Origin of the sequence: Brevundimonas sp., from assembly GCF_046295595.1 — a bacterium.
GTDB lineage: Bacteria > Pseudomonadota > Alphaproteobacteria > Caulobacterales > Caulobacteraceae > Brevundimonas.
Genome location: NZ_JBKBMX010000017.1, coordinates 14,945 through 32,993, shown reverse-complemented (window position 1 = coordinate 32,993; position 18,049 = coordinate 14,945). Strand labels below are relative to the sequence as shown.

Genomic DNA, 18,049 nt, shown 5'->3' with positions numbered 1-18,049 from the left:
AAGGACGTGGTTCCTTCCGTCACGGATGCGCCGACTCTCGGCGACGGCCTGCGCCTCGCCCGCACCCATTCCGGCCGCTCGCTGGCCGAGTTGTCCAGCGTCACCCGGGTGCCGTCGCGCTATCTGACCGCGCTGGAGCAGAACGATTTCTCGGTGCTGCCCAATCGCGTCTTTTCGATCGGCTATGTCCGCGCCTACGCCGCCGCCCTCGGCCTCGACGAACAGCTGGCGGTCGAGCGGTTCAAGCGCGAGAGCCCCGATCCCTCGGTGCCGCTGCAGCCGCCGGTCGGCGTCGCCTTCGAGGAGGTGAAACGGTATTCGCCGCGTCTGATCGCCGCCGGACTGGCGCTGGTTCTGGCGGTGGTCGGCTGGAACGTGTTCCAGCGCGTCAGCCTGATGCGCGCGCCAGAGCCGTCCGATATCGCCACCGTGCCGGAAAGCTGGACCCTCGGCGCCGTGCCGGGACAGGCCCAGGCCATGCGCCTGACCGCGCCGCATCCGGCCCCGCCCGACCAGACGGTGCCGGCCCTCTACATCACGCCGGGCCTCGAGGCCGAGCTGACCGGTCTCGACCCGGCCTCGCCGGAAGGCATCGCCGCGGCGGCCGCCAGCGCGCCGCCGGTGCAGAAGGCGTTCAATCCGCGCGGCGCCATCCACGGCGCGGCGGCGAGCGCCTCGGACGTGGTGCTGCAGGCGCGCAAGTCCGCCTATCTGATCGTCCGCATGGGCGACGGGCGGGTGCTGTTCGCCCGGCAACTGGCCGCCGGCGACGCCTGGCGCGCACCGATGGGCGTCGCGGCCACGGTCGAGGTGCAGGACGTCTCGGCCTTCGACGTCTATCTGAACGGCGAACACGGCGGCGCGCTGGAAGCGGCCCAGACGCCGCTGGAACGGCTGAACGCCCGGGCGCAGACGCTGGGCCGGCAGGCCGCCGCGGCGGCCACGGCACGCACGGAGGCGGCGCGCACCGCCGCCGTCCGGGCCCAGGCCGAGGCCCAGCTTCAGACCACGACCCCGGTGCAGACCGCCGTCGCCGGCGCGACCGGAGGCTGAGCCGCGACGCCTGCGTCGTGGCCATGCCGCAATCGCGAGCCTATGTTGTCCCTGACATGAGCCTTGATCACACCCACGTCCGTCCGTGGCGCCATATCGAGCGCCGCAAGAGCCGCCAGATCATGGTCGGCGCCGTGCCCGTCGGCGGGGACGCGCCGATCAGCGTCCAGTCGATGACCAATACGCCGACTTCGGACGCGGCGGCGACGATCGACCAGATCCGCCAGCTGGAAGAGGCCGGGGCCGATATCGTCCGCGTCTCCTGCCCCGACGAGGAGTCGACCGCCGCCTTCCGCCAGATCGCGCGCGAGGCCCGCGTACCGCTCGTGGCCGACATCCATTTCCACTACAAGCGCGGCATCGAGGCGGCCCAAGCGGGGGCCGCCTGCCTGCGCATCAATCCCGGCAACATCGGCTCGCCCGACCGGGTCCGCGAAGTGGTCCAGGCGGCCAGGGACCACGGCTGCTCGATGCGCATCGGCGTCAACGCCGGCTCGCTGGAGCGCGAGCTGCTCGAGAAATACGGCGAGCCCTGCCCCGAGGCCATGGTCGAGAGCGCCCTCAACCACGCCCGCATCCTGCAGGACCACGACTTCCACGAATTCAAGATTTCGGTGAAGGCGTCCGACCCCTTCCTGACCGTCGCCGCCTATCAGCAACTGGCCGAGGCCATCGACTGCCCGCTGCATCTGGGCGTCACCGAGGCGGGGCCGCTGCGCTCGGGCACGATCAAATCCGCTATCGGCATGGGCAATATGCTCTGGGCCGGCATCGGCGACACCATCCGCGTCTCCCTCGCCGCCGATCCGGTGGAAGAGATCAAGGTCGGGTTCGACATCCTCAAGTCGCTGGGCCTGCGCCATCGCGGCGTCAACATCATCGCCTGCCCATCGTGCGCGCGGCAGGGCTTCAACGTCATCGAGACCGTCGGCGTGCTGGAAGAGAAGCTGGCCCATGTGACCACGCCGATGTCGCTGTCGATCATCGGCTGCGTCGTCAACGGCCCGGGAGAGGCGCTGTACACCGACGTCGGCTTCACCGGCGGCGGCAAGGGGGCCGGCATGGTCTATCTGAACGGCAAGATGGCGCACAAACTGGCCAATGACGGGATGGTCGACCACATCGTCGCCCTCGTCGAGGCCAAGGCCGCCGAACTGACCGCCGCCCGCATCGCCGCCCTCGAAGCCGCGGAATAGCATCAGGGTTTGTCGGCGCGGCCGGCTCCGGGTTACGAAGGGTCTCCCTCGCCGCCGGATGCGCGCCATGACCCGTCTATCGATCCTTCGACGCCTCGCCCTTTCGCTCGTCCTGTCCCTGGCCATGGCGCCCGCGGGGCCCGTTCTGGCCCGGTCCGCCGTCCAGACTCCGGCCGTCCAGACTGCGGCGGCGCCGACGCAGGTCGCCCTCTCGGCGCCCGACCGCCGCGCCATCGACGTCAGCGTGTGGAAGGCGGCTGACGAGCGGGCCGTGATCGTCTTCAGCCATGGTTTCAACGGCCATCCCGCCGCCTATGACGGCATCATCGCCGCGTGGGTCGAGGCCGGCTTCACCGTCGTCGCCCCGCTCCACATCGACTCCCTGCGTCATCCGCTCAACGCCCAGGCGGACGGTCCCTCGGCTTTCATGACCCGGATCATCGACCTGGCGACGGTGCGCGCCTTCGTCACCGCGGAGCATGCGGGCCAGCCGATCGTCGCCGCCGGCCATTCCTTCGGCTCGCTGATGTCGATGATCGCCGGCGGGGCCGTCACCCTGGCCGGGCCGCAGGGCGATCCGGCAGTCAAGGCGGTCGTCGCCCTGTCCTCGGCGGGCGACCTCAAGGGCGTGGTCACGCCGGAAAGCTACGCCGGCCTGACCACCCCGACGTTGATGATCACGGGCGACGAAGACCTCGTGCCGCAATACGTCGACGACTGGCGCGCCCACCGCAGCGGGTTCGACCGCAGCCCCGCGGGCGGCAAGATGCTGCTGGTCTTCGAAGGCGGCGACCACAGCCTGATCCGCAACGCCGACGCGGCCGATTTCGATCTGATCGCCCGCGCCTCGGTAGCGTTCATCGAGGCCCATGTGCTCGGCGAGCCCCGGGCGCTTGAGGCCCTGACCGCGCCCGAGGGCGTGACCATCGAAAGGCGCTGAGCATGAAGCTGTACATCACCGGGCCCTCGCCCTTCGCCCGCAAATGCCGGATCGTCGCTCGCGAGAAGGGGCTGGCCGACCGGATCGAGGAAATCCCCGTCGACCCCTACGCCAATGCGCCCGAACTGCTGGCCTCCAATCCGCTGGTTCAGGTTCCGACCCTGATCGCCGAGGATGGCCTGCCGCTGAACGATAGCCCGGTGATCTGTGAATACCTCGACGCAATCGGGTCCGGGCCGCGGCTGCTGCCCGAGGGCGGGCCGGAGCGGTTGCGGGTGCGGCGGCTGGAGACCCTCGCCAATGGCGCGCTGGAGATGGGCGTCAAACTGGTGCTGGAGAAGCGCCGGCCGGAACACGAACGCTCACCGTCATGGATCGCGCGCTGGACGACCAATATGGGTCGGGCGCTCGACGGGCTGGACGCCGCCGGACCTGACGCCGCCCGCCTCGACATGGGGGTGATCACCGCCGGGGTGGCCGTCAGCTGGATCGGCTTCCGCCATCCGGACGTCGACTGGCGGACCGGACGGCCGGGGCTGGTCGCGCTGCAGGCGGCGCTGGAGACGCGACCCAGCTTCCGGGACACGGCCCCGACCTAGGGGGCGACCCCGGCCAGCTGCAGCGCCTGATACCCGGCCAGAAGAATGATCAGGCCGCCCACCCCATAGGTCAGAACCCGCGCCGGCACCCGTTTGGTGATCCAGCCGGCGAACGGCGCGGCGATCAGACCGCCGACGATCAGGCCGGCGACCGCCCAGCCGTGCTGTTCCAGCGCCCCGCCGTCCCACCGGCCGGTCATCAGGGCGATCAGGAAGGCCCCGGATATCGCGCTGGTGACCAGCAGTTCGGCCGTATTGACGGTGCCGATGGCGCAGCGGGGCTCGGCGCCCGCGCCGACGAGGGTCGAGGTCACGGTCGGCCCCCAGCCCCCGCCGCCGATGGAGTCGAGGAAACCGCCGACGAGACCCAGCGGGCCGCAATAGCGCGGCGGGAAGTCCCGCGTCGCCCGGTCGTGACGGGCGCGCCACAGCACCCAGACGCCGATCAGCAGCAGATAGGCGAGGATGAAGGGTTTGATTGTCTCGCCCGGTACGCCGGTCAGCACATAGGCGCCGACCACCCCGCCGACGACCCCGCCGGCCGCGAGGGGCCAGAACAGCCGCCAAACGATATTCCGGTGCATGACGTGGGAGACGGCGGAAGCCCCGCCGGTGAAAATTTTGGCTACATGGACGCTGGCGGAGGCCGTCGCCGGCGGCACCCCGAAGGCCAGCAGCACGGTGTTGGCGATGACGCCATAGGCCATGCCCATCGCCCCGTCGACGATCTGGGCCAGCAGTCCGACCAGCAGGAAGAGCAGAAAGGTGTCCATGCGCCTCCAGGCGTTGCCGAAGCCTGCTTCTCCGATGAAAGGCGAGGCCGTGCAATTGGTTGCGGCCGCCTCCATCGACAGATCACCGGCCCTCGCGCTAAGGCTCCCCTCCTTTCCATCCGAGGACATCCTTCTCTTGCGACTGCCCCAGGCCCGGCTCGATCAGGTGCTCGACCGCTTCCACCAGGTGGAGGCGCGGATGGGCGCGGCCAGCGACGGTCAGGAGATCGTGCGCCTGTCCAAGGAACACGCCGAGATGAAGCCCGTCGCCGACGCCGTCATGGCGCTGGCGAAGACCCGGGCCGAGATGGCCGACCTCGAGGCCATGGCCAGCGATCCGGAAATGGCCGAGATGGCCGCCGACGAGCTGCAGACGCTGCGCGAGACCCTGCCGGACATGGAACGCGACGTCGCCCTGCTGCTGGCTCCGCGCGACGCCGACGAGAACGCCTCGGCCGTGCTGGAAGTGCGAGCCGGCACGGGTGGTGACGAGGCCGCCCTGTTCGCCGGCGACCTGTTCCGCATGTACTCGCGCTACGCCTCGACGCGCGGCTGGAAGGTCGAGGTCGACAGCGCCACCGAGGGCGACGCCGGCGGCTACAAGGAGATCATCGCCACGGTCAGCGGCGACGGCGTGTTCGGCCGGCTGAAGTTCGAGAGCGGCGTGCACCGGGTCCAGCGCGTGCCGACCACCGAGGCCGGCGGCCGCATCCACACCTCGGCCGCCACGGTCGCCGTCCTGCCCGAGGTCGAGGACGTCGAGATCGAGATCCACGACAAGGACATCCGCATCGACACCTTCCGCGCCTCCGGCTCGGGCGGCCAGCACGTCAACAAGACCGACTCGGCGGTGCGTATCACTCACTTCCCGTCGGGGATCGTGGTGACCTCGTCGGAGAAGTCGCAGCATGTGAACCGCGACAAGGCGATGAGAAACCTGCGGGTCCGGCTGTACGACATGCAGCGGCAGGAGAAGGATCTCGCCCGCTCCGACGCGCGCAAGTCGCAGGTCGGCTCGGGCGACCGCTCCGAGCGCATCCGCACCTACAACTTCCCGCAGGGCCGCGTCACCGACCACCGCATCGGCCTGACCCTGCACAGCCTGCCGCAGATCCTCGAGGGCGACATCGACCCGCTGCTCAACGCCCTGATCGCCGAGGACCAGGCCGCGCGCCTGTCCGATCTGGAAGCGGAGTTCGGCTGAGCCGTCAGCCCTCGACGGTCAGCGTTCCGCCCTCGACCCGGACGAACTGCGCCCGCCTGCGCATTGGCTCGAACAGCTCGGCCTCGGTGCCGGTCATGAAGGCCTGCAGGCCCAGGGCGTGGATCTCGTCGAACAGGGCGGCGCGGCGGCGCGTGTCGAGGTGGGCCGGGGCCTCGTCCAGCAGCAGGATCGGCGCGGCGGGTTGATCGGCCAGCCGGGCGATCTGGGCCAGGATCAGGTTCAGCACCAGCGCCTTCTGCTCGCCCGACGAGCCCTCGGCGGCGGGGCGGTTCTTCTCGCGGTGCAGGGCGGTCAGGTCGGAACGGTGCGGGCCGTACAGCGAGCGCCCGGCGGCGGCGTCGCGTAGTCGAATTCCCGCAAACCCCTCGCGCAGCGTCGCCGAAATCGTCGCCTTATCCGCCCCGGCCGTCGCCAAATTCTCCGCCTCTCCGGACAGGCCCAGATCGGCCTGGGGGAAGGGGCGGTCGCCGCGCGCGTCGATGGCCGACTGGAGGGTTTTCAGGGCCTCGGCGCGGGCCATGGCGGCGGCCGCGCCGGCGTCGCCGAGCCGGATCTCCAGCGCATCCAGCCACAGGGGATCTGCGGGCCGGCCCTCGGCCCCGTCGGTCAGCAGCCGCAGTCGCTCGCGCAGGGCCTTGTCATAGGCCGAGACCGAGGCGGCGTGGTCCGGATTGGCCGCGAACACCAGCCGGTCGAAGAATTTCAGCCGTTCTGCCCGCGCGTCGGAGAACAGCCGGTCCTGCTCGGGCGTGGCCCAGACCGGGCGCAGATGGTCCAGCAGCCGGCCCGGCTGGGCCGTCTCGCCGTCGATGCGGACGATGCGGCGGGCGGCGCCGGGCGACTGGACTCCGGTGCCGAGCTTCGTCTCGTCGTCTCCGTCGGTCAGCACCGCCGCGACCGCCCAGGCCCGGCCGCCGGCCTCGCCCGGCTCGCGCCGCCCCATTTCGGGCGCGGTGGCCCCGCGCAGCCCCCGGCCGGGGGTGAACAGGCTCAGCGCCTCCAGCAGATTGGTCTTCCCCGCCCCGTTCGGCCCATGCAGCACCACCGTCCCCGCCGCGACGGGCAGGGTGGCGGCCGCATAGGAGCGGAAGTCGGTGAGGGTCAGGGAGGTGATCATCGGCGTCCGAGGCATAGAGGCAAGGGCGCCGATTGGTAAGAGTCCGGTGTCATCGTGTCGGGATGACACGGATGCGCTGGTTCGGCCGTCAAGCCGACGGAACACTACACTGGAAACAGAAGGTGGCGTTGATGTTGGCGGCGGTCGTGATGATCGTGCCTGCCGGACTTTATCACGGCCTCGTCCTTCAGCCTCGATCGCAGGCGGAAGAGATCGTGGAAAGCGTGACGGGGCCGCAGGGCCAGTATCGGGCCGTCAAGGTCTTCAACTCCCTGTATCAGTTTCCCGACACGCCTTCGCGGCTGGGCCGGCACCACCTGATGTGCGGAACCGCGGTGTTCGACGGCGTGCGCAAGCCTGTGGCTGTCCTTGCCCGGTCGGGCCGGCGCGGCCGGATATTTGAGCCTGAGGTATTCACGCCCGACCAAACCATCGGACGGGTCTATCCCGGGGCAGGACCCGTAGTTATGGCGGCTTGCGAAACCGCGATCCTCAAGGCCGGCGAGCCGAACGATTGACCGGCGGGCTTAAACCCGCAGCGGCATCAGCACATACTGCACGCCGGGATCGCCCGGATCGAGCACCAGGGTCGGGCTGGCCGGGTCGGCGAACTTGAAGTGCGCTGTCTCGCCGGTGATCTGGCCGGCGACGTCCAGCAGATAGCGGGCGTTGAAGCCGATCTCGAACGGCTCTTCGGAATAGCCGATCTCGACCTCCTCGACGCCCTGGCCGGCCTCCATGTTGCGCACCGTCAGGGTAACGCGGTCGAGGTCGAAGGCCAGTTTGACGCTGCGGCTCTTCTCGGCCGAGATGGTGGCGACGCGGTCGACGGCCGAGGCGAAGACGGCGTTGTCGATGTCGGCCTGCTTGTCGTTCCCCTTGGGGATGACACGCATATAGTCGGGGAAGGCGCCGTCGATGACCTTGGAGGTCAGGCTGGCCTGGCCGAACTCGAAGCGGATCTTCTGCGGGCTGACCATGACCTCGACCGGGCCGGAGCCGTCATCGAGCAGGCGGCGGACCTGGTCGATGGTCTTGCGCGGGACGATGACGCCGGGACCGCCGGCGGCGCCCTCAGGCGCCGGCGTCTCGGCGAGGGCGAGGCGGTGGCCGTCGGTGGCCACGGCGCGCAGCAGCGGAATGCCGGCCTCGGCCACGGTGTGCAGATACAGGCCGTTCAGATAGTAGCGCGTCTCCTCGGTCGAGACCGCGAACCGTGTCTTGTCGATCAGCCGCGCCAGGTCTTCCTTGGGCAGGGCGAAGCGCGTGCCCGAGGTGTCGGTCGACATGACCGGGAAGTCGCCGGCCGGCAGCACCGGCAGGTTGAATTTAGAACGCCCGGCCTGGACCACCAGCCGGGGGTCGTCGCCATTGTAGCTGAGCGAGACCTCGGCCCCCTCGGGCAGTTTGCGGACGATCTCGTACAGGGTGTGGGCCGGGGCGGTGATCTGGCCCTCGACATTCACCTGGGCCTCGGCCTCGTCGACCATCTCCATGTCGAGGTCGGTGGCGGCGAACGACAGCTTGTCGCGGCCGGCGCTGAGCAGGACGTTCGACAGGATCGGAATGGTGTTGCGGCGCTCGACGACGCTCTGCACATGCCCGAGGGCCTTGAGGAGCGCGGATCGTTCGATGGTCAGCTGCATGTGGTCTCGCCCGCCAGCGACGACTCACAAGCCGTCGCAAAGAGTTAGGGCTACCGACACTAGCGGATTGGCCGGGCGGGGCAAGGAAGGGACTGGGGATGAGGGATGGGGGATTAGGGATGCCGCCACATCGATGTGTGGATAATCCCCGGCGACCGAATCTCCGCCCAATCCCTTGTCCCTAATCCCGCATCCCTAACCTCTGAGCTTCCGCGTCAGAGCCTCGACGTCCCGGGCGATCTGGTCGTCGAGCGCCATCAGCTCCTCGATCTTGCGCACTCCGTGCAGCACCGTGGTGTGATCGCGTCCGCCGAAACGGCGACCGATGTCGGGATAGGAGCGGGTGGTGTGCTGTTTGCAGAGCCACATGGCGATCTGGCGCGGGCGGGCCACGGCGCGGGTGCGGCGCTCGCTCAGCAGGTCGGCCTGTTTGAGGGTGAAATGCTCGGCGACGGTCTTCTGGATTTCGTCGACGGTGATGCGGCGCTCGGGCCCGCCGCGCAGGGCCGAGCCGAGCAGGGTCTGGGTCTCGTCGACGGTCAGGGCCGACAGCCGGGCGCCGGCGACGGCGGCGAGGGTGTTCACCGCCCCTTCCAGCTCGCGCATCGAGCCGGGGGTGCGGTCGACGAGGTGCTCCAGCACGTCCGGACGGGCCTCGCCGGAGACGACGCCGAGATTGGCGAGGGCGGCGATGCGGCTGCGCGCGACGGCCAGTTTGAGGGCGCGATCGGCCGGCTCGACAGGGCAGGTCAGGCCCGAGGCCAGATGGCTGCGCAGGCGCGGCTCGACCTCGGTCAGGGCCATGGGCGGGCGGTCGGCCGACAGGATAATGCGTTTGCCGTCCTCGATCAGGGCGGTCAGGGTCGACAGCAGCTCTTCCTGGGTCGAGGCCTTGCCGCCGACGAACTGGACGTCGTCGATCAGCAGCATGTCGGCGCCGCGCAGGCTTTCCTTGAAGGCCGCGGTCGAACGGTCCTGCATGGCGCGCACGAAGGTCGACAGGAAGCGTTCGGCCGTCAGGTAGACGACCTTGGCGTCCGGACGCAGGCGCTGGGCCTCCCAGGCGATGGCGTTGAGCAGATGGGTCTTGCCGTAGCCATAGGGGCCGCAGAAGAAGATCGGGTTGAAATGACCGTCGGCCCAGCAGGCGGCCTGGCGGGCGATGGCGAGGGCGAAGGCGTTGCCCTGGCCTTCGACGAAGCTGTCGAAGTTGAGGCGTTCCTGCAGTCCGGCGGCGCGCACGGCGCGGGCGCCGTCGGCGACGGGACCGACGGTCGCCATGGGCACGACATTGGTCGCGACCGGGGCCTCGGCGCGGCCGGCGGCGACCTGGGAGGCCGGGGCGACCGAACCCATCTCGGCGCGGCAACGAACCTCGAGATGGCGCGCCAGGCCGTCGAGGCCCAGCCACAGTTCGTTCATCCGCCGCAGGGCGTTCTTGCGCACCCAGTCACGGGCATAGGCGGTCGGGGTGACGAGGATGAGCTGGCCGGCGCTGTCGGCCCGCACCGCCGAGGGGGCGATATAGGAGCTGAACGCGCCCTCGCCGATCTCGCTGCGCAGTCGACCCGCCGCCTCGGTCCAGATACGATCCGGATCGGTCATCCCCGCCATTTGCGCGCCCCCTGCCATAGTCAGCCACCCGTACTGGAAATCCATCACCTGACGCCCTTCGAGCGGCCTGGATCCGGGACGACTTCTCCTGTCCCGTGCGGCTGGTGGCCGCCCGGGCTGGGGTCGTTCTCTCGATCAGACATCTCACGCCGACGCGAAACAGGTCCCGCGCCGTGTTCATCCGTGTGGGGATGGAAGTGCGTTAGAGGCCCAAACTTACGCCGGGAGCGGGGTGCGTCAACGCTGATTCGAATCGCGATTTGCAGTTAAATTGTTTGACTCCGCTAAAGCCAAACAACGCCAGCGGAATCCTCGATTTCGTCACCGGGGCGAGTACGAATTCCTCGTCGGCCGCTTAGCGCCGCACGTGCAAACGGCGAGGGAGCGGTTGCGCCCTCGCCGTTGAATTCGTTGATCTTAACCATGACAGACCTGTGAAAGGCCGTCAGGGCCGCGCTATGTCACGCGGCGGACATTTTCTTCAGTTGGGCGGCCAGACGGGACACCTTGCGCGAGCCCGTGTTCTTGTGAACCACGCCCTTGGTCACGGCGCGCATCAGCTCGGATTGCGCCTCGACGAAAGCGGTCTTCGCGGCGCCGGCGTCGCCGCCCGTCACGGCTTCCTGGAACTTGCGCAGGAAGGTGCGGACACGCGTGCGGCGCGCTTTGTTCACTTCGGTGCGGGCAGCGATCTTGCGGATCGCTTTCTTGGCGCCGGCATTGTTGGCCATCAGTCAAACCTTCGAACGGAAAACGCCGCGGAGCACACGTCCACGGCGCGGAAATCTCAAGAGCGCGCGGCTATAGCGGAAAGAGACGGGGGGTTCAAGCGCTCCCGGCGGGCTTCTCGATCCGGGGAACGAACCGGGGGCGGGGCCGGTTGGCGACCGGAAAGGGAGCCGCCATGTCAGATCACCCGATGTCGACCGACGCCGAGGTCGAGTCCACCGCCTTCACCGACAAGGATCGCGTCGAGGGCGAGCACGAGGCCGCCAGCGTGCGGGCCGTGATGATCAACCGCCCGCGTCAGGAGCTGTACGACTTCTGGCGCGACTTCACCAACCTCCCGGCCTTCATGGAAAATGTGAAGTCGGTCGAGATCACCGGCGAGGCCTCGAGCTGGCTCATCGCCGGTCCCGCCGGCGTCGAGATCGAGCTGGTCAGCGAGATCACCGAGGACCGGCCGGGAGAATACATCGCCTGGCGGTCGCTGGAAGAGAGCGACATCGACCACGAGGGCTGGGTCGAGTTCCGCGACAATGCCTTCGGCCGCGGCACCGAGGTGCGGGTCTTCATCAGCTACGACCCGCCGGCCGGGACCGTCGGCAAGGTCGTCGCCAAGGTGATGCAGCGCGAGCCGCGGGTCCAGGCCCGCCGCGAACTGCGGCGCTTCAAACAGCTGATGGAGACGGGCGAGATCCCGACCTCGAAGGTGCCCGACGCCGCCCCGCGCGCTGACCGCCATTTCTGATCCGACCTCAAAGCGAAAGAGAACTACATGCGCGCCCTGACCTGGCACGGAAAACACAATGTGCAGGTGGACACCGTCCCCGACCCGCAGATCGTCAATCCCCGCGACGCCATCATCAAGATCACCGCCACCGCCATCTGCGGCTCGGACCTGCATCTCTACGACAGCGTGATCCCCGGCATGTCCAACGGCGACATCCTCGGCCATGAGTTCATGGGCGTGGTCGAGGAGGTGGGCCCCCGCTCGACGCTGGAGATCGGACAGAGGGTGGTGGTGCCCTTCACCATCGCCTGCGGCAACTGCTTCCACTGCGGCAAGCAGCAGTTCTCGGCCTGCGACAATTCCAATCCGGCGGACAAGTCGGACGCCTCTGAGATCGCCTACGGCTATCCGGTCGCCGGCCTGTACGGCTATTCGCACCTGACCGGCGGCTACGCCGGCGGCCAGGCCGAGTATGCGCGGCTGCCCTATTCCGACACCGGGCCGATCGTGATCCCCGACGGACTGGAGGACGAGCGGGTCCTGTTCCTGTCGGACATCTTCCCGACCGGCTGGATGGCGGCCGAGAACGCCCAGATCGAGCCCGGCGATACGGTGGCCATCTGGGGCTGCGGCCCGGTCGGCCTGTTCGCCATCAAGAGCGCGATCCTGATGGGCGCCGGGCGGGTCATCGCCATCGATCACCTGCCGCAACGGCTGGCGCTGGCGAAAGCCAACGGAGCCGAGGTGCTGAACTACCACGAGGTCAAGGTGCGCGAGGCGCTGATGGAGATGACCGCCGGCATCGGCCCGGACGCCTGTATCGACGCGGTCGGCATGGAGGCGCACGGCTTCTCGCCCGACAACATCATCGACGCGGTCAAGCAGGAGACCCGGCTGGGCACCGACCGCCAGCATGTGCTGCGCGAGACCATCATGGCCTGCCGCAAGGGCGGTCGGGTGTCAGTGCCGGGCGTCTATGGCGGCATCGGCGACAAGCTGCCGATCGGCGCCTTCATGCAGAAGGGGCTGACCATCAAGACCGGCCAGACGCATGTGCAGAAATACCTGCCGCAGCTGCTGGAGCTGATCATGGAGGGCCGGATCGACACCACCGACCTGATCAGCCACCGGCTGCCGCTGGAACAGGCGGCGGAGGGCTACAAGAATTTTCACGACAATCCGAACGAGTGGACCAAGGTCGTGCTCAAGCCCTGAGCGGGTCGCCTCGATCAAGGACAAGGAGACTGAGATATGCGGGTTTATCGCGTCACCGTGGGCGTCGAAGGCGGGCCGACCCGGGTGCTGAAGGTACCGTCGAAGACCGATGTGCAGGCCGGCGACGCGGCCGTGACGCAGATGGCCGAGACCGAGTCGATCCTCTCCCTCGAGGAGACCGACGATCCGTATCAGGAGGTCGATGCCCTGCCCGCCGGCACCCAGACCCATCCCGACCGGATTGTCTGAAGACCTCAGCAACCGGTGAAGTGCGGCTTCCGCTTCTCGACGAAAGCGGCCATGCCTTCCTTCTGGTCCTCGAAGGCGAACAGGGAGTGGAACAGGCGGCGTTCGAACTGGACGCCTTGGGTCAGGGTCGTCTCGAGGGCAGCGTTGACCATCTCCTTGTTGGCCATGACGGCCAGGGGGCTCTGCGAGGCGATCTTCGCGGCGATCTTGCGGACCTCGTCCAGCAGGGTGTCGTGCGGGACGACGCGGGAGGCGAGGCCGGCGCGTTCGGCTTCGGCGGCGTCCATCATGCGGGCGGTCAGCACCATGTCCATGGCCTTGGCCTTGCCCACCAGACGGGTCAGGCGCTGCGAACCGCCGATGCCGGGGGCGACGCCGAGGTTGATCTCCGGCTGGCCGAACTTCGCCTTGTCGCTGGCGACGATGAAATCGCACAGCATGGCCAGCTCGCAACCGCCGCCGAGGGCGAAGCCGTTGACCGCGGCGATGATCGGCTTGCGGAAGCGGGTGATGCGGTCGTGGCCGAGCGAGAAGAAATTGGCCTTGTACATGTCGGCGTAGGACTGGTCGGACATCTCCTTGATGTCGGCGCCGGCGGCGAAGGCCTTGTCGCCCGCGCCGGTCAGGATCAGGCAGCGGACGCTGTCGTCATGCTCGACCGCGTCGAGGAAGTCGGACAGGTCCCTGAACAGCGCCGAGTTGAGCGCGTTCAGCGCCTCGGGCCGGTTCAGGGTCACCACCGCATAGCCGTTGGCGTGGCGCTCGATGAGCAGGGTGGAATAGGTGTCGGCCATGGGAAACTCCGTGTCTGGTCGCCTTCTAGCGGGCGACGGCGGGCGGCGGAAGCTCAGCGGCGCGGCAGCAGGGCCAACGTCAGACCGGCCCGGAGCAGCTCGGCCGCCACCACCATGGCCAGCAGGGCGTTGGCGGCGATGACCTGACCCCGCGCGCCCGACAGGTCGAGGCTCCAGCCGAACCGGGAGGCGAGGGCGAGGGCCACGGCGGCGGCGAGGGCGAGGACGATCAGCAGCATCAGGGCGACATGGCTGGCCTTGAGCGCCGCCTGCAGGGTCGGGCCTTCGTCCAGCGCGCGGGCGCGGCGGCGGAACAGCCAGGCGATCAGGCTGGTCGCCACGGTCTCGGCCAGGACGATGACGACCAGGGCGCCGAGGAACCACAGGACCAGACCGCCGGTCTCGCCGCGCCGCATCTGCTGCAGGAAATGGACGAAATAGGCGCCCCAGACGGCGAGGCCGACGAGGAGGCTGATCCAGAGATGGGTCCGGCGATGGGTCATGGCCGCTCCTCTACCGTGTCAGCCCGACCATGTCCGTCAGCTTCAGCACCGTGTTCCAGTTGCGGCCGGTTCCCATGCCCAGCAGGCGGGGCGTGGCCTTTTTGAAGATGGCGGATTCGCCCTGGCCGTTGGGGAACCAGAAATAGAGCACGTCTTCGATCGCCTCGACCCGCTCCCCGCCCTCGGCGAGGGCGCGGCAGGCCGCCAGCGCGCCGTCCTTGACACCGGCCTTCATGACCATGGCCAGCACCCTGGAAGGGTGGGCGGCGGTCTCTTCCGGAAACGGGTTGGCGGCGATCAGGGCCGCCCACTGCTCGGGCGTACGGACCATGGCCGCGACCTTGAGGTCGAAGCGCCGCTCCATGGCGGCTTCGATGTCCTGTTCGAGAGTCGCGGCGGCCCTGTCGCTCTCGACCACCAGATTGCCGCTGGCGGCGAGGGTGCGCGGGTTCTTCAGCCCCATGGCTTCGGCCATTTCGCGCTGCTCGCTGACCGGGGCGCGCACGCCGCCGGTGTTCATGCCACGAAACAGGATGATGCGATGGCTCATGGGATCACCGCTTCTGGCAGGCGGGACAGTAGAAGGTCGAGCGCCCGCCCTGGACGATGCGTTTGACCACGCCGTGGCAGCCGTCTCCGGCGCAGGGCTTCCCCTCGCGGCCATAGACGTCGAAGCGATGCTGGAAATAGCCCTGGCCGCCCTCCGCGTTGGCGAAGTCGCGCAGGGTCGAACCGCCGGCGGCGATGGCGTCATTGAGTACGTCGCGGACCTTGGCGGCGAGGGTTTCGAGGCGCGGCTTGGACACCTTGCCGGCCAGGGCGAGGGGCGAGATGCGGGCGCGGAACAGGGCCTCGGAGACGTAGATATTGCCGAGGCCGGCGACGATGCGCTGGTCCAGCAGGCTGACCTTGATGTTCTGCTTCTTGCCGGCGAAGGCCTCGGCCAGATGGGAGCCGGAAAAGGCGTTGCCGAGCGGCTCGGGACCGAGGCCGGAGAACCACGGGTGGGCCTCGACCGCCTCCGTGGCGATCAGGCCCATGAAGCCGAAGCGGCGGGAGTCGGCGAAGCCGATGCGGGTGGTGGTTTTTCCTTTCACCGCACACAGGCTGAGGTGCTCATGCTTGCCGGCGAGCGGGGCCGCCTCCTCGAACTCGCCGACCGCGTCGCCGTCGAGGGTGAAGCGGCCGGTCATCCCCAGATGGGTTACCCAGGTCTCGCCGGTCGACAGCGGCATCAGCAGATATTTGGCGCGGCGGTCGATGCGCTCGACGACGGCGCCGTCCAGCCTTTCGGGGAAGCGGTCGGGGAACGGGAAGCGCAGGTCGGGGCGGTTCTGGCGCACGCGGGTCAGGCGCGCGCCGGTCAGGACGGGCTCAAGGCCGCGACGGACGGTTTCCACCTCAGGGAGTTCGGGCATGGGACAGGTTTAGAGCGGCGGACCGCAGGTGGCGAGGGGCGGCTCCCTCTAGCCACTGAGGCCGTTTCCGGCTTACCTCGTCGCAACGGGGAGAGGGACGATGACGGACACGACTGCAAAGGCGCCGATGGGTGTGGTCAAGCGTTTCGAACTGACGCTGCGGGCGCTGGTGCTGGGCTGTCTGCTGGCGGTCGTGTTCACCGCGGCCAACACCTATATGGGCCTGAGAGTCGGGCTGACCTTCGCCTCGGCCATTCCGGCGGCGGTCATCTCAATGGCCATCCTGCGGATGTTCAAGGACTCGACCATCTGGGAGAACATGACGGTCCAGACCGTCGCCTCGGTCGGCGGGGCGATGAGTTCGATCGTCTTCGTCCTGCCCGGTCTCGTCATGGTCGGCTGGTGGCTGGAGTTCCCGTTCTGGGAGTCGGTGCTCATCTGCGTCTTCGGCGGCGTGCTGGGGGTGACCTTCTCCATCCCGCTGCGCCGCGCGCTCGTGGTCGAGGCGAACCTGCCCTACCCCGAGGGCGTGGCCGCGGCCGAGGTTTTGACCGTCGGGTCGCGTGGCGCGGAACAGACCGAAGCCGCCGTGCGTGAGAACGCCTCCGGACTGTGGGTGGTGATCACCGGGGCGGTGGTCTCGGCCGGCTACGCCCTGCTGGTCGCCGGACGGGTGTTCGCGGCGGAGGCGGCGCGGTTCATCAATCTGCCGGCCTCGCTCGGCGGCGGGGCCACGGGCATCGGCTTCAGCATGCAGTTCGCCCTGCTGGGAGCCGGCCATCTGATCGGCCTCGCCGTCGGCCTGGCCCAGTTGTTTGGCCTGATCCTCGCCTGGGGCATCGCGGTGCCGATCCTGACGGCGCCGGACACCATCGCCTGGATGACCGCCAACGGCATTCCGTCGATCGCCGCGACCCTGGCGCCCGGCGCGCCGGCCGAGGAGCTGGCCGGAACGGTCTGGGGCCGCGAGGTGCGGCTGATGGGGGCCGGCGTGATCGGCGTGGCCGCCATCTGGACCCTGATCAAACTGGCCGGCCCTCTGATCGGTGGTCTGACCTCGGCCCTCGCCGCCAACCGTCGCCGTCAGGGCGGCGAGGTGCTGGACCGGACCGAACAGGACATTCCGATCAATATCGTCGCCGGCCTGTCGGTCGCCTGTCTGGTCGGCATTGGCGGCCTGCTGGCCTGGTTCGCCCAGGGCAATCCGACGCTGGCGGGCTCGACCGCCCTGCTGGTCGGCGGCGGCCTGATCTATGTGATCTTCATCGGCTTCGCCGTGGCGGCGATCTGCGGCTATATGGCCGGGTTGATCGGCTCGTCGAACAGCCCGGTTTCGGGCGTCGGCATTCTGGCCATCGTCATCGCCTCGGTGCTGATGCTGGGCGTGCTGGCGCTGGCCGGCCTGCCGGCCGACCCGTCCGTGATCGCCTTCGCCCTGATCGTCACGGCGGTGGTGTTCGCCGTGGCGGTCATAGCCAACGACAATCTGCAGGACCTGAAGACCGGCCAGCTGGTCGAGGCGACGCCCTGGCGGCAACAGACCGCCCTGATCGTCGGCGTCGTCGCCGGCGCCCTGGTCATTCCGCTGATCCTCAACCTGCTGAACAAGGCCTTCGGCTTCGCCGGCGGGCCGGCCGGCATCGCCGACGAGCCGCTGGCGGCGCCCCAGGCGACACTGATCTCGGCCCTCGCCCGCGGCGTCATCGGCGGCGATCTGCGCTGGGACCTGATCGGCCTGGGCGCGGCGATCGGGGTGGTCATCATTGTGCTGGACGCCGTGCTGAGCGGCGCCACCAAGGGCAGGATGAAACTGCCGCCGCTGGCCGTCGGTATCGGCTTCTACCTGCCGGCCGCGGTGACCACCATGCTGGTGATCGGAGCGGTCTGCGGCTGGATCTACGACAAGGCGATCAAGACCACCCGGTTCGCCGACGTGGGCCGCCGCATGGGAGTGCTGCTGGCCTCGGGCCTGATCGTCGGCGAGAGTCTGTTCCTCGTTATGACCGCGGGCGTCATCGTCTCAACCAACAATGAGGCGCCCTTCGCCATGCTGCCTGAAGGCTCAACCTGGCCAGCCATGTTGGCGGGGCTCGTGGTCTTCGTGGGCCTGACCGTCATCCTCTACGGCTGGGTGCGGAGCCGCTCGGCCAGGGTCTGATCCCGCCCTCTGCTCGCCGCTTTCATCAGCGACAAGGCCGATCGTTACGCCGGTGCGTGTTCGTCGCGCACTGGCGTTTCGTCGTTCGCCCCTGTA

Annotated in this window: 19 protein-coding genes; 10 read left to right on the top strand and 9 right to left on the bottom strand. The window is 68.9% G+C overall.

What is annotated here, in order from left to right; all coding sequences use genetic code 11:
• Positions 1-6: 6 nt before the first annotated feature.
• The 4 genes from ACK4JY_RS11565 (at position 7) to ACK4JY_RS11550 (ending at position 3,788) form a co-directional block, all read left to right on the top strand.
• Complete coding sequence (locus ACK4JY_RS11565) at positions 7-1,053, top strand: helix-turn-helix domain-containing protein (protein WP_409605822.1); 1,047 nt, start codon at positions 7-9, stop codon at positions 1,051-1,053.
• 56 nt (positions 1,054-1,109) lie between these two features.
• Positions 1,110-2,249, top strand: a complete 1,140-nt coding sequence (gene ispG, locus ACK4JY_RS11560; RefSeq protein WP_409605820.1) for a flavodoxin-dependent (E)-4-hydroxy-3-methylbut-2-enyl-diphosphate synthase — start codon at positions 1,110-1,112, stop codon at positions 2,247-2,249.
• Between the two features lie 67 nt (positions 2,250-2,316).
• Positions 2,317-3,189, top strand: coding sequence for an alpha/beta hydrolase family protein (locus tag ACK4JY_RS11555; RefSeq protein WP_409605818.1), 873 nt, complete (start codon positions 2,317-2,319; stop codon positions 3,187-3,189).
• Between the two features lie 2 nt (positions 3,190-3,191).
• Positions 3,192-3,788, top strand: a complete 597-nt coding sequence (locus tag ACK4JY_RS11550) for a glutathione S-transferase family protein (RefSeq protein ID WP_409605816.1) — start codon at positions 3,192-3,194, stop codon at positions 3,786-3,788.
• On the opposite strand, the gene ACK4JY_RS11545 is transcribed toward ACK4JY_RS11550, so the two are convergent.
• Entirely contained in the window at positions 3,785-4,561 is a 777-nt protein-coding gene (locus tag ACK4JY_RS11545; RefSeq protein WP_409605814.1) for a sulfite exporter TauE/SafE family protein, read from the bottom strand. The two genes, ACK4JY_RS11550 and ACK4JY_RS11545, sit on opposite strands and share 4 nt — an antisense overlap.
• A 136-nt stretch (positions 4,562-4,697) precedes the next feature.
• On the opposite strand from ACK4JY_RS11545, the gene prfA reads away from it, so the two are divergent.
• Positions 4,698-5,765 (top strand): peptide chain release factor 1, encoded by a 1,068-nt coding sequence (gene prfA, locus ACK4JY_RS11540; RefSeq protein WP_409605812.1) that lies wholly within the window; start codon positions 4,698-4,700, stop codon positions 5,763-5,765.
• A gap of 4 nt (positions 5,766-5,769) precedes the next feature.
• On the opposite strand, the gene recF is transcribed toward prfA, so the two are convergent.
• Positions 5,770-6,903 (bottom strand): DNA replication/repair protein RecF, encoded by a 1,134-nt coding sequence (recF, locus tag ACK4JY_RS11535; RefSeq protein ID WP_409605810.1) that lies wholly within the window; start codon positions 6,901-6,903, stop codon positions 5,770-5,772.
• 71 nt (positions 6,904-6,974) lie between these two features.
• On the opposite strand from recF, the gene ACK4JY_RS11530 reads away from it, so the two are divergent.
• The gene (locus tag ACK4JY_RS11530) at positions 6,975-7,421 is read left to right on the top strand and encodes a hypothetical protein (RefSeq protein ID WP_409605808.1); all 447 of its coding nucleotides are present in this window, start codon (positions 6,975-6,977) and stop codon (positions 7,419-7,421) included.
• Positions 7,422-7,430: 9 nt separating this feature from the next.
• Here the strand turns inward: ACK4JY_RS11530 and dnaN are convergent, their stop codons facing one another.
• The 3 genes from dnaN to rpsT form a co-directional block, all read right to left on the bottom strand.
• Positions 7,431-8,549 (bottom strand): DNA polymerase III subunit beta, encoded by a 1,119-nt coding sequence (gene dnaN / locus ACK4JY_RS11525; protein WP_409605806.1) that lies wholly within the window; start codon positions 8,547-8,549, stop codon positions 7,431-7,433.
• A 195-nt stretch (positions 8,550-8,744) separates the two neighbouring features.
• The gene (dnaA, locus tag ACK4JY_RS11520; RefSeq protein ID WP_409605921.1) at positions 8,745-10,187 is read right to left on the bottom strand and encodes a chromosomal replication initiator protein DnaA; all 1,443 of its coding nucleotides are present in this window, start codon (positions 10,185-10,187) and stop codon (positions 8,745-8,747) included.
• A 437-nt stretch (positions 10,188-10,624) separates the two neighbouring features.
• Positions 10,625-10,894 carry a 30S ribosomal protein S20 gene (rpsT, locus tag ACK4JY_RS11515; protein ID WP_168045790.1) on the bottom strand — a complete coding sequence of 90 codons (270 nt, stop codon included), beginning with the start codon at positions 10,892-10,894 and terminating at the stop codon, positions 10,625-10,627.
• 173 nt (positions 10,895-11,067) lie between these two features.
• Between rpsT and ACK4JY_RS11510 the strand changes: the two genes are divergently transcribed.
• From ACK4JY_RS11510 to ACK4JY_RS11500, 3 genes are read left to right on the top strand one after another with little or no spacing between them, the layout of a single operon-like run.
• Positions 11,068-11,634, top strand: coding sequence for an SRPBCC family protein (locus ACK4JY_RS11510; protein WP_409605804.1), 567 nt, complete (start codon positions 11,068-11,070; stop codon positions 11,632-11,634).
• Positions 11,635-11,661: 27 nt separating this feature from the next.
• Positions 11,662-12,831: a zinc-dependent alcohol dehydrogenase gene (locus ACK4JY_RS11505; protein WP_409605802.1), complete on the top strand. Its 1,170-nt coding sequence runs from the start codon at positions 11,662-11,664 to the stop codon at positions 12,829-12,831.
• Between the two features lie 36 nt (positions 12,832-12,867).
• Positions 12,868-13,080, top strand: a complete 213-nt coding sequence (locus tag ACK4JY_RS11500) for a hypothetical protein (RefSeq protein ID WP_409605800.1) — start codon at positions 12,868-12,870, stop codon at positions 13,078-13,080.
• Between the two features lie 5 nt (positions 13,081-13,085).
• On the opposite strand, the gene ACK4JY_RS11495 is transcribed toward ACK4JY_RS11500, so the two are convergent.
• Genes ACK4JY_RS11495 through mutM form a run of 4 tightly spaced genes read right to left on the bottom strand, consistent with a single transcriptional unit; the run spans position 13,086 to position 15,795 of the window.
• Positions 13,086-13,874 carry an enoyl-CoA hydratase-related protein gene (locus ACK4JY_RS11495; protein ID WP_409605798.1) on the bottom strand — a complete coding sequence of 263 codons (789 nt, stop codon included), beginning with the start codon at positions 13,872-13,874 and terminating at the stop codon, positions 13,086-13,088.
• Between the two features lie 53 nt (positions 13,875-13,927).
• Entirely contained in the window at positions 13,928-14,377 is a 450-nt protein-coding gene (locus ACK4JY_RS11490) for a hypothetical protein (protein WP_409605796.1), read from the bottom strand.
• A 10-nt stretch (positions 14,378-14,387) separates the two neighbouring features.
• A complete protein-coding gene (locus ACK4JY_RS11485; protein ID WP_409605794.1) occupies positions 14,388-14,927 on the bottom strand; it encodes a DUF1697 domain-containing protein in 540 nt (179 codons plus the stop codon).
• Positions 14,928-14,931: 4 nt separating this feature from the next.
• A complete protein-coding gene (gene mutM, locus ACK4JY_RS11480; protein ID WP_409605792.1) occupies positions 14,932-15,795 on the bottom strand; it encodes a bifunctional DNA-formamidopyrimidine glycosylase/DNA-(apurinic or apyrimidinic site) lyase in 864 nt (287 codons plus the stop codon).
• Positions 15,796-15,895: 100 nt separating this feature from the next.
• Between mutM and ACK4JY_RS11475 the strand changes: the two genes are divergently transcribed.
• Positions 15,896-17,953, top strand: coding sequence for an OPT family oligopeptide transporter (locus ACK4JY_RS11475; protein ID WP_409605790.1), 2,058 nt, complete (start codon positions 15,896-15,898; stop codon positions 17,951-17,953).
• Positions 17,954-18,049: the final 96 nt, after the last annotated feature.

Coding starts and splice junctions, on each gene's coding strand:
- ispG (WP_409605820.1), top strand. CDS start 1,110: ATGAGCCTTGATCACACCCACGTCCGTCCGTGGCGCCATATCGAGCGC.
- ACK4JY_RS11555 (WP_409605818.1), top strand. CDS start 2,317: ATGACCCGTCTATCGATCCTTCGACGCCTCGCCCTTTCGCTCGTCCTG.
- ACK4JY_RS11550 (WP_409605816.1), top strand. CDS start 3,192: ATGAAGCTGTACATCACCGGGCCCTCGCCCTTCGCCCGCAAATGCCGG.
- ACK4JY_RS11545 (WP_409605814.1), bottom strand. CDS start 4,561: ATGGACACCTTTCTGCTCTTCCTGCTGGTCGGACTGCTGGCCCAGATC.
- recF (WP_409605810.1), bottom strand. CDS start 6,903: ATGATCACCTCCCTGACCCTCACCGACTTCCGCTCCTATGCGGCCGCC.
- ACK4JY_RS11530 (WP_409605808.1), top strand. CDS start 6,975: ATGCGCTGGTTCGGCCGTCAAGCCGACGGAACACTACACTGGAAACAG.
- dnaN (WP_409605806.1), bottom strand. CDS start 8,549: ATGCAGCTGACCATCGAACGATCCGCGCTCCTCAAGGCCCTCGGGCAT.
- rpsT (WP_168045790.1), bottom strand. CDS start 10,894: ATGGCCAACAATGCCGGCGCCAAGAAAGCGATCCGCAAGATCGCTGCC.
- ACK4JY_RS11510 (WP_409605804.1), top strand. CDS start 11,068: ATGTCAGATCACCCGATGTCGACCGACGCCGAGGTCGAGTCCACCGCC.
- ACK4JY_RS11505 (WP_409605802.1), top strand. CDS start 11,662: ATGCGCGCCCTGACCTGGCACGGAAAACACAATGTGCAGGTGGACACC.
- ACK4JY_RS11500 (WP_409605800.1), top strand. CDS start 12,868: ATGCGGGTTTATCGCGTCACCGTGGGCGTCGAAGGCGGGCCGACCCGG.
- ACK4JY_RS11495 (WP_409605798.1), bottom strand. CDS start 13,874: ATGGCCGACACCTATTCCACCCTGCTCATCGAGCGCCACGCCAACGGC.
- ACK4JY_RS11490 (WP_409605796.1), bottom strand. CDS start 14,377: ATGACCCATCGCCGGACCCATCTCTGGATCAGCCTCCTCGTCGGCCTC.
- ACK4JY_RS11485 (WP_409605794.1), bottom strand. CDS start 14,927: ATGAGCCATCGCATCATCCTGTTTCGTGGCATGAACACCGGCGGCGTG.
- mutM (WP_409605792.1), bottom strand. CDS start 15,795: ATGCCCGAACTCCCTGAGGTGGAAACCGTCCGTCGCGGCCTTGAGCCC.
- ACK4JY_RS11475 (WP_409605790.1), top strand. CDS start 15,896: ATGACGGACACGACTGCAAAGGCGCCGATGGGTGTGGTCAAGCGTTTC.